This window comes from Burkholderia sp. 3C, assembly GCF_054589155.1.
The window spans coordinates 214,051-214,268 of the sequence record NZ_BAAILN010000155.1 but is presented as its reverse complement, the minus strand read 5'-3'; the positions used below and the strand labels follow the sequence as shown (position 1 = coordinate 214,268).

At 66.5% G+C, this 218-nt stretch carries 1 protein-coding gene; it reads left to right on the top strand.

The window, feature by feature from the left end; translation table 11 throughout:
* Positions 1-218, top strand: a 218-nt coding sequence (locus ACYP33_RS33445; protein WP_459625401.1) for a hypothetical protein, incomplete at both ends; no start/stop codon positions are given.

Sequence of the window (218 nt, the reverse complement as noted above, 5' to 3'; positions counted from 1 at the left end):
TCTGTTGTCGTTCGGCGGCTTGCGTCGAGGCGGCTTGCCACGCGGTAGCGTTCGCTTCGGCGGCACGGGCGATTTCGGCGATCGTGCCGCTGGCATGTGCTTCGGTCTGCGTAGCGATGCTGTCGGCGGTCTTGGCAAGCGCGTCGCAAATGGCTTGCTGACGTTCGGCGGCTTGCGTCGAAGCGGCTTGCCACGCGACGGCGTTTGCTTCGGCTGCG